This is a genomic window from Brooklawnia sp. (genome assembly GCF_032229645.1).
Lineage (GTDB): Bacteria > Actinomycetota > Actinomycetes > Propionibacteriales > Propionibacteriaceae > Brooklawnia.
Genome location: NZ_JAVTWX010000083.1, coordinates 1 through 7,984, shown reverse-complemented (window position 1 = coordinate 7,984; position 7,984 = coordinate 1). Strand labels below are relative to the sequence as shown.

Genomic DNA, 7,984 nt, shown 5'->3' with positions numbered 1-7,984 from the left:
CATCTGATCGACGAGGTGGCCAATCTGATCGAGCACGTGGTGCTGATCGACAAGGGCCGCGTGCTGATCGACGAGAACACCCAGACCATCTTGGAACAGGCCGCCACTATCGTCGGAAACGCGGAAGCGGTCAGCCGATTCGTCGTCGGACGCGAGGTGCTGCATACCGAATCGCTGGGACGAGTGACCTCCGTCACGGTGCTCGGCGAGTACTCGGCGGCCGAGCGGGCCACGATGGCGGCGGCCGGAATCGATTTCCTCCCGGTCTCGCTGCAGCAACTGATCGTCCGCACGACCCAGCACATGAACGGCTCAGTTGCCGGCCACGAGAGCTGGAACCTGGAAGGAACACATCGATGAACCGCATCGTCAAAGTGGCTCGGCTGTACCTGATCACTCCCATTTCCTTCGCGCTGGTCCCGCTGCTCGTGCTGGCCGGCGCCTTCGCTATCACGCTGGCCATCTTCGCCGCCATTCCCGGCGATTCGGTGCGAGTGGAAGGGGGCAGCCAGGCACCGATGTGGTCGCTGCTGGCTATCGCCGCGATCGCCCTGAGTCATCATTTCCCCTTCTCGCAGGCGATGAGTATCTCGCGGCGGGAGTATTTCGCCGGCACGATGCTCTATGCCACCGGCATCAGTCTGGTGCTCGCGCTGACCTATCTCGTCGGCGGGGCAATCGAGGCAGCCACCGACGGGTGGGGATTCGACGCCTACTTCTTCTCGATGCCCTGGCTGTGGGATCAGGGGGTGCTTGTCACTGTCGCCCTGGCCAGCACGGCATACCTGATGCTGCGCCGGATGGTCGTCTAGCCAGCCACCCCTCACTTCCCGCGGCGAGAACTGAACAAGACATGAAAGACCCCCGCCGGGCAGCTGCCGGCGGGGGTCTTCTGCTGAAGTCACGACCAGGTCGGTCGTTCAATCGGATTGTTCGATCAGGATGCCGCGGCCTCGGTCACCGGCTTCGAGGCGGCCACGTCCACGGCGATGCCGGGGCCCATGGTGGTCGAAACGACGATCTTTCGGACGTAGCGTCCCTTCGAGGTGCTCGGCTTCAGCCGGGAGATCTCCTCCATGGCTGCGCGGTAGTTCTCCAGCAGCGCCTGCTCGGTGAAGCTGACCTTGCCGACGATGAACTGGAGGTTCGCGTGACGATCGACGCGGAACTCGATCTTGCCGCCCTTGATGTCGGTCACCGCCTTGGTGACGTCCATGGTCACGGTGCCAGTCTTCGGGTTCGGCATCAGGCCACGCGGGCCGAGGACGCGGCCGAGGCGTCCGACCTTGCCCATCAGATCAGGCGTCGCGACGACTGCATCGAAGTCCAGGTAGCCACCGGCCACCTTCTCGATGAGCTCGTCCGAGCCGACCTCATCGGCGCCGGCCTCCAGCGCCTCTGCGGCCTTGGCGCCCTGGGCGAAGACGAGGACCCGTGCCGTCTTGCCAGTGCCGTTGGGCAGATTCACCGTGCCGCGGACCATCTGGTCCGCCTTGCGGGGGTCGACACCGAGTCGCATCGATACCTCGACCGACTCGTCGAAGCCGCCGGCCTGAAACTTCTTGATGGTCGCGATTGCCTCTTCGGGGCTGTAGAGCTGATCGCCGTCCCGCAGCTCTGCCGAAGCGCGATAGCGCTTGCTGTGCTTCATGTCTGGTTCCTTTCCGTCAGCCTCGCAGGCTGATTCACCAGGTCCTGGTCCGGAGCGCACGTCCTACCAGGTGGTTGGTCATCTATGGGTTAGCTCTGCCCCCGGCCGGGGACAGCGAGCGTCACTCGACGGTGACACCCATCGAACGGGCGGTGCCCTCGACGATCTTCATCGCGGCCTCGACATCGTTGGCGTTCAGGTCGGGCAGCTTCGTGTTGGCGATCTCACGCACCTGATCGGAGGTGATCTTGCCGACCTTCTCCTTGTTCGGCTTGCCCGAGCCCTTCTGCAGGCCGGCAGCCTTCTTGATCAGTTCCGCGGCCGGAGGGGTCTTCACGATGAAGGTGAAGGTCCGGTCCTCAAAGATGGTGATCTCGGCCGGGACGACCGTGCCGCGCTGGGCTTCCGTCTTCGCGTTGTACGCCTTGACGAACTCCATGATGTTGACGCCATGGGGACCAAGTGCGGTACCTACGGGCGGGGCCGGAGTGGCGGCACCCGCGTTGATGGCGATCTTGACGATCGCCGCTACTTTCTTCTTCTTGGGAGGCATTCTGGGTCCTTTTCCAATCTGTTCTTTCTGACGCATTCCCGGTCAGGTAGACGGCCCGGCCGAGATATGCGGTTCGCCGTCGCAGACGGCACTGATCCTTCGGGTCAGATGTCCTTTTGGATCTGGGCGAAGGTCAAGTCTACTGGGGTCTCACGACCCAGAATCTCTACCATGGCCTTCACGCGCTGGTTATGGGGGTTGATCTCGGTGATCGAGGCGTGGACGCCGGCGAATGCGCCATCGATGATCTGAACCGAATCGCCCACCTGGTAGTCGACGACCTCGATCTTCTTGCGCTTCTTGGTCGTCGTCTGCCCGGCCGCGGCCACCTTCGCCTGGACTGCGGGAGCAAGCATCCGCTCCACTTCGTCCATATCGAGCGGCACCGGCTGAGTGGCATGGCCGACGAAACCAGTGACCGACGCCGTATGGCGCACCGCCGACCACGATTCGTCGGTCAGCTCCATGCGGACCAGCACGTAGCCGGGCATGAAGGTACGGGTGACGTTCTTCTTCTGGCCGTTGCGGATCTCGACGGCATCCTCGGTCGGGACCAGGGTCTCGTAGATGAAGTCCTCTAAGTTGAGCGAGATCACGCGCGCATCGATGTTCTGCTTCACACGGTTCTCCATGCCGGAGTAGGTGTGCACCACATACCAGTCACCCGGCTTGGCGCGCAGCTCGGCGCGCAACTCCTCGAGAGCCTTCTCCAAGGCCTCGTCGGGCTCATCCTCGGGTTCCTCGGCACCCTCGGGCACACCCTGCGCCTCCGGCTCCTCGGTATCGATGGAAAGATCAATGCCCAGATCGTCGTCCGAGGTTTCGGGCTCGGAGAAATCGGCGAAGTCGAGGTCGATCTCGATGTCGTCCGCGGGCTGCGCCTCGTTGAGGTCGGCCCCCAGGTCGATCTCAACCTCGTCGCGACTCAGGTCGTCATTGGCGTCTTGGCTCATTACTCCTCCTTCGTCGATCACGACAGCCACAGCAGCAGGAGCCAGCCGAACAGCGCGTCCAGGCCCGCCACGAATGCCATGACGAACAAGACGAAGACCAGCACGACGATGAAGTACTGCCGGGTGGTGCTCGCGCTGGGCCAGACGACCTTCTTGAGCTCGCCGATCGCCTGCTTGGTGAACTGCACAGGGGTGGTGCGTTTATGGTCAGACTTCTTTGCGTCGGACTGCTTGCGTGTCGCCTCGGCCTTCTTCACCGGAGCCACCGTCTGATTGCGCTTGACGAGCTTCGGCTTGGGCGATTGGGCGGCTTCGTCCTCGTCGATCTCATCGGATTCGTCCGACACATCGGGTGCGTCGGTCTGAGTCGCCTGATCGGCGTCCTGGACGAGGTCGTCGGCAGCCTCGGCGAGATCGTCGACAGCCTCGGAACCGGTCAACTCGTCATCCTCGGCATCAGGAGTTGACGAGGCGGCGCGGGCCGGTTTGCCGTCACCACGGGACTTGCTGCTATCCGCCACTAGTCGTCCTCCACCGAAACTCCTGCTGTCATGAAACTGGCGTGGGCAAGGAACCTGCCTCGACCCACGCCCGGTTCGCAGGGCAAGAGGGACTTGAACCCCCAACCTGCGGTTTTGGAGACCGCTGCTCTGCCAATTGAGCTATTGCCCTTCGACTGCATCCAATGTCGTCCGCCCCTGTTCAAAAGGCGCGTTCGACGACTGAATCTTGCCGACAAGTAGTTGAGTGTACTAGCTGGCCGCCCGCAATGCGAACCAGGATCTCTCGCCAGCAGCGTCCCGAGCGGTGACGGTAGCCTTGGCGATGGCAATCCGCAGTCGAAGGGGAATCATATGTCGCTTTTCAGCACAGTCGAGCAGGCTCCTGCAGATCCGATCCTGGGCGTGACCGAGAAATATGCCGCTGACAAGCGACCCAGCAAGGTCAACCTCGGTGTCGGGGTGTATCAGGACGCCACCGGCAAGCTTCCGCTGATGCGCTGTGTCAAGATCGCGGAGCAGCGGCTCGCGATCGACCCCAAGCCCCGTGGATACCTGCCCATCGACGGGCTGGCCAGCTACACCGCGGACGTCCGTGAGATGGTCTTCGGAGCCGACTCCCCGGTTGTCGCCGACGGTCGTGTGGTGACCGTCGAGGCGCTCGGCGGAACCGGCGGTCTGAAGATCGGCGCCGACTTCTTACGCCGACTGAATCCCGACGCCACAGTGTTGATCAGCGACCCATCGTGGGAGAACCATCAGGCGTTGTTCTCCCGGGCAGGCTTCCAGGTCTCGTCGTACCGCTACTACGATCCGCAACGCCGGGGCGTCGATTTCGAGGGCATGCTCGCCGATCTGAGCGCGGCGGCACCGGGCACCATCGTGGTCTTGCACGCCTGTTGCCACAACCCCACCGGCTATGACCTGGACCACGACCAGTGGACGCAGGTGCTGGACGTGGTTGAGGCCAAGAAGCTGACCCCGTTCCTCGACATGGCCTATCAAGGTTTCAGCGAGGGTCTGGACTGGGATGCCTGGGTGGTGCGGACGTTCGCGGCGAGGCTCGACACTCTTTTCTGCTCCAGTTCGTTCAGCAAGAACTTCGGTCTCTACGGAGAGCGGGTCGGCGCCTTGTCAGTGCTCTGCGGGGATGCCGACGAGGCGGCTCGGGTCCGCTCGCAGCTGAAGATCGTGGTGCGAACGAACTTCTCGAATCCACCGACGCACGGCGCTCTGCTTGTTGCGACCGTGCTGGGCGACCCCGAGTTGCGCCAGATCTGGGCAGATGAGCTCACCGGCATGCGCGAGCGGATCAAATCCATGCGCGCCTCGCTGGCTGCTCATCTGGCCGAGGCGGGCGTGCCTGAGATGGGCTATGTGGCCGAGCAGGTCGGCATGTTCAGTTACTCGGGATTGAGCCGCGACCAGATGCTGGCGCTGCGTGAGGAGTTCGGCGTCTACGGCACCGACGCCGGCCGTATCTGCGTGGCGGCGCTCAACGAGAACAACGTCGAGTACGTGGCGAAGGCGATCGCAGCCGTCGTCAGGGGCTGAGGGATCGCGCAGGCTCGAAACGAAATTATCGAGTTCAGTTTGGTCTGATATAGCTACCAAACTGAACTCGATAATCGCTGCCCGGCGAAAACCAGCCGATGTCCCTCAGATCTCGAGGCCGACGAGTACCGGCTCAGGCTCGAGACGGATGCCGAATCGTTGATCGACTCCGCCCCGCACAGTGCGGGCCAACTCGACGATGTCTGCGGCGCTCGCACCATCGTGGTTGGTCAGCGCCAGCACGTGCTTGCTCGACAGCCGCGCCGCGCCACTGCCCGGGTATCCCTTCGCGAAACCGGTCTGGTCGATCAACCAGGCTGCCGAGGTCTTCACCCTGCCATCGGGCTGCGCAAACCGCGGCGCCTCCTCCGGGAGCCGATCGGCGATCTCGGCGTCCACGATCGGATTCATGAAGAAGCTCCCGGCCGACCAGGTGTCACGATCGTCGGGGTCGAGCACCATGCCTTTGGACGACCGCAGCTCCTGCACAGCCTGACGCACCTGCACGGCAGGCACCCGCTCGCCGACCCGGACGCCCAGAGCCGCAGCCAACTGCGCGTAGCGAATCGGTTCTGACAGGCTCCCCAACGGGAAGTGGAACCAGACATCGAGCACCACGTAGCGCCCGGTCGGCGCCGCGCCGACCCGCGAACGCTTGAAGACCGAATCACGGTAGCCGAAACCGCATTTATCGGCGACGAAGGTGTGCAGTTCACCGGTGGCCCGGTCCCAGGTGCGCACCCTGGCGATGGTCTGGGAGGCATCTTGCCCGTAGGCGCCGATGTTCTGGATGGGTGCGGCACCCACCAGTCCAGGAATCCCGCTCAATGCCTCCGCGCCGACCCATTCCTGGTCGATCGAATAGGAGACAAGATCGTCCCAGACCTCGCCGGCCTGCACCTGGACGAGTGCCCCCCCGCAGGCACTGACATCGGCCTCGACTCCGTGGCTGTCGACAAGCACCACGGTGCCGTCGAAGCCCTCGTCGGCGACCACGACATTAGAGCCGCCCGACAGCACCAACAACGGTTCCCCCGCCGCATCGGCATCCCGAACAGCCTCGATGAGTTCGTCCCGGCTCTCGGCCCGAACCAGCTTGCGCGCCGGCCCCCCGATCCGGAATGTGGTGTGATCGGCCAGCAGCGTCGAATCGCTGGTGGGCCGAGCCGGCAGCGAGGCCGACAACCGCTCCAGCGAGCAGGAATCGACCTGCGTGGGATCGTCGTCGTCCAGCGCCATGAAGTCGTCGGGCAGGGTCAGGTAGTCAGAGTCAGCCATCGGGTCCTCAATCGAGGCGCACGGTAGCCTTGGCCGCCCCGAGCACCTTGTCGCCGTCGTGGGTTGCCTCAAGCGCGATGGTCGCCACGCCGTCGCTGACTGCGGTCACGTGTGCCTGGACCTGCACCGCGGTGCCTTCGTCATCGTCGGGCACCGGCACCGGGTTGACGAAGCGGACGAAGTAGCTGGCCACCCGGGCGGGGTCCCCGACCCAGTCGGTCACGATGCGCAACGCGGCGCCCATCGTCCACATGCCATGGACGACAACCCCGGGCAGCCCGATCGCCTTCGCGACGCGGTCGGAGTAGTGGATCGGGTTGAAGTCGGTGGATGCACCCGAATAGCGAACCACATCAGGCCTGGTCAGATGCAGCTCGAGAGGGGGCAGTTGGTCGCCGACGGCAACCGCTGCCAGATCGATCGCCGTCATTCGACAGCCTCCTCACGGGTATGGATGAGCTGACTGGTCGCAGCGCCCAGTTCCTCGCCACCGACGGTCGACAAGCCGACCCCGACGGTGACCATATCGACGTTGCCCCGCGAGCGGACCTTTTCGATCGTCAGCGTCGCTTGGACATCGTCACCCTCATGCAGCGGCCGGACGATGTCGAAACGCTGGTCGGCGTGAATCGTGCGACGCAGCGCCAGCCCCAACTCGGGATCGTCGAACATCGCACCCCATGCCTGGGCTGCGATCACGGCCGCGAAAGTGGGCGGCGCGATCGGGAATTCATCGTCGAAGTAGGCGGGGTTGAAGTCCCCGAGCGCGGTGGCGAATTCGGCTATCTTGGCGCGGCTCACCCGGTAAGGCTTGGTGGCCGGGTACACGCGTCCGACGTGTTCTGCAGAAATGGGCACTCATCTACGGTAGCCGAAACCGCGGAGGTCAGATCCTCAGCGCCCGATGCCCGCGCCAACAAGACTCGGATGGGAACACAGAATGGCCGCCTGCAAATGCAGACGGCCGTTCAGCTGCCTTGGCGCTGCGGCGGGCCTCAGCGAGTCTCGCGGTGCAGGGTGTGCTTGCCGTCGCGCTTACAGAACTTCATCAGCTCAAGACGATCCGGGCTGTTGCGACGGTTCTTCTTGGTGATGTAGTTGCGGTCTTTGCACTCCGTGCACGCCAAAGTGATCTTCGGACGAATGTCCTGCGCCTTTTTCGCCATGATGGTCCTTCTTCAGCTTTGCGTGCAGTTCCGGTGGTCACGATGCTACGCATCGCTTGTGTCGCGACCCCGGCGAGCCTTGCCGACTCACCTCAATCGCTTGTGTTGATGACGCCTTGCGTCGCTCAACAAGCTCAATCGGTTCGGAAAACTCGAGCTTCGCTCGGTTTTCGCTCACCTCAATCACTTGTGTTTGCGATGTTACACATCGCCAACTGACTCCATCGCCTCGGGAGACTCGAGCTACGCTCAGTCTCCGCTCACCTCAGTCGTCTGTAGCGGGAGCGGGACTCGAACCCGCGACACAGCGATTATGAGCCGCTTGCTCT

General features: G+C 63.6%; 10 protein-coding genes, 1 tRNA gene and 1 pseudogene. 3 read left to right on the top strand and 9 right to left on the bottom strand.

Going from position 1 to position 7,984, the window contains the following annotated elements:
• A pseudogene (locus tag AAFP05_RS05965) lies at window positions 1-360 on the top strand (hypothetical protein); the annotation flags it as partial.
• Window positions 357-812 carry a hypothetical protein gene (locus AAFP05_RS05960; RefSeq protein WP_341728938.1) on the top strand — a complete coding sequence of 152 codons (456 nt, stop codon included), beginning with the start codon at window positions 357-359 and terminating at the stop codon, window positions 810-812. The pseudogene AAFP05_RS05965 and the gene AAFP05_RS05960, both read left to right, overlap by 4 nt.
• A gap of 125 nt (window positions 813-937) precedes the next feature.
• On the opposite strand, the gene rplA is transcribed toward AAFP05_RS05960, so the two are convergent.
• The 5 genes from rplA to AAFP05_RS05935 form a co-directional block, all read right to left on the bottom strand.
• Window positions 938-1,651, bottom strand: a complete 714-nt coding sequence (gene rplA / locus AAFP05_RS05955; RefSeq protein WP_341728937.1) for a 50S ribosomal protein L1 — start codon at window positions 1,649-1,651, stop codon at window positions 938-940.
• A gap of 121 nt (window positions 1,652-1,772) precedes the next feature.
• A complete protein-coding gene (rplK, locus tag AAFP05_RS05950; protein ID WP_341728936.1) occupies window positions 1,773-2,204 on the bottom strand; it encodes a 50S ribosomal protein L11 in 432 nt (143 codons plus the stop codon).
• Window positions 2,205-2,308: 104 nt separating this feature from the next.
• Window positions 2,309-3,157 (bottom strand): transcription termination/antitermination protein NusG, encoded by an 849-nt coding sequence (gene nusG, locus AAFP05_RS05945; protein WP_341728935.1) that lies wholly within the window; start codon window positions 3,155-3,157, stop codon window positions 2,309-2,311.
• 17 nt (window positions 3,158-3,174) lie between these two features.
• The gene (gene secE / locus AAFP05_RS05940) at window positions 3,175-3,678 is read right to left on the bottom strand and encodes a preprotein translocase subunit SecE (protein WP_341728934.1); all 504 of its coding nucleotides are present in this window, start codon (window positions 3,676-3,678) and stop codon (window positions 3,175-3,177) included.
• Between the two features lie 78 nt (window positions 3,679-3,756).
• Window positions 3,757-3,829, bottom strand: a tRNA-Trp gene (locus AAFP05_RS05935).
• Window positions 3,830-4,011: 182 nt separating this feature from the next.
• Here AAFP05_RS05935 and AAFP05_RS05930 point away from each other — a divergent pair.
• Entirely contained in the window at window positions 4,012-5,211 is a 1,200-nt protein-coding gene (locus tag AAFP05_RS05930) for an amino acid aminotransferase (RefSeq protein WP_341728933.1), read from the top strand.
• Between the two features lie 105 nt (window positions 5,212-5,316).
• On the opposite strand, the gene AAFP05_RS05925 is transcribed toward AAFP05_RS05930, so the two are convergent.
• The 4 genes from AAFP05_RS05925 to rpmG form a co-directional block, all read right to left on the bottom strand.
• Window positions 5,317-6,489 (bottom strand): UDP-N-acetylmuramate dehydrogenase, encoded by a 1,173-nt coding sequence (locus tag AAFP05_RS05925; protein ID WP_341728932.1) that lies wholly within the window; start codon window positions 6,487-6,489, stop codon window positions 5,317-5,319.
• A 7-nt stretch (window positions 6,490-6,496) separates the two neighbouring features.
• Window positions 6,497-6,919: a MaoC/PaaZ C-terminal domain-containing protein gene (locus AAFP05_RS05920; protein WP_341728931.1), complete on the bottom strand. Its 423-nt coding sequence runs from the start codon at window positions 6,917-6,919 to the stop codon at window positions 6,497-6,499.
• Window positions 6,916-7,347: a MaoC family dehydratase N-terminal domain-containing protein gene (locus tag AAFP05_RS05915; protein ID WP_341728930.1), complete on the bottom strand. Its 432-nt coding sequence runs from the start codon at window positions 7,345-7,347 to the stop codon at window positions 6,916-6,918. Before AAFP05_RS05915 ends, AAFP05_RS05920 begins: the two co-directional genes overlap by 4 nt.
• 137 nt (window positions 7,348-7,484) lie before the next feature.
• Window positions 7,485-7,655 (bottom strand): 50S ribosomal protein L33, encoded by a 171-nt coding sequence (gene rpmG, locus AAFP05_RS05910; protein ID WP_341728929.1) that lies wholly within the window; start codon window positions 7,653-7,655, stop codon window positions 7,485-7,487.
• Window positions 7,656-7,984: the final 329 nt, after the last annotated feature.

Excerpts from the sequence above, each read along its gene's own strand:
- AAFP05_RS05930 (WP_341728933.1), top strand. The coding sequence starts at position 4,012 with ATGTCGCTTTTCAGCACAGTCGAGCAGGCTCCTGCAGATCCGATCCTG.
- nusG (WP_341728935.1), bottom strand. The coding sequence starts at position 3,157 with ATGAGCCAAGACGCCAATGACGACCTGAGTCGCGACGAGGTTGAGATC.
- AAFP05_RS05960 (WP_341728938.1), top strand. The coding sequence starts at position 357 with ATGAACCGCATCGTCAAAGTGGCTCGGCTGTACCTGATCACTCCCATT.
- rplA (WP_341728937.1), bottom strand. The coding sequence starts at position 1,651 with ATGAAGCACAGCAAGCGCTATCGCGCTTCGGCAGAGCTGCGGGACGGC.
- AAFP05_RS05925 (WP_341728932.1), bottom strand. The coding sequence starts at position 6,489 with ATGGCTGACTCTGACTACCTGACCCTGCCCGACGACTTCATGGCGCTG.
- rplK (WP_341728936.1), bottom strand. The coding sequence starts at position 2,204 with ATGCCTCCCAAGAAGAAGAAAGTAGCGGCGATCGTCAAGATCGCCATC.
- AAFP05_RS05920 (WP_341728931.1), bottom strand. The coding sequence starts at position 6,919 with ATGACGGCGATCGATCTGGCAGCGGTTGCCGTCGGCGACCAACTGCCC.
- rpmG (WP_341728929.1), bottom strand. The coding sequence starts at position 7,655 with ATGGCGAAAAAGGCGCAGGACATTCGTCCGAAGATCACTTTGGCGTGC.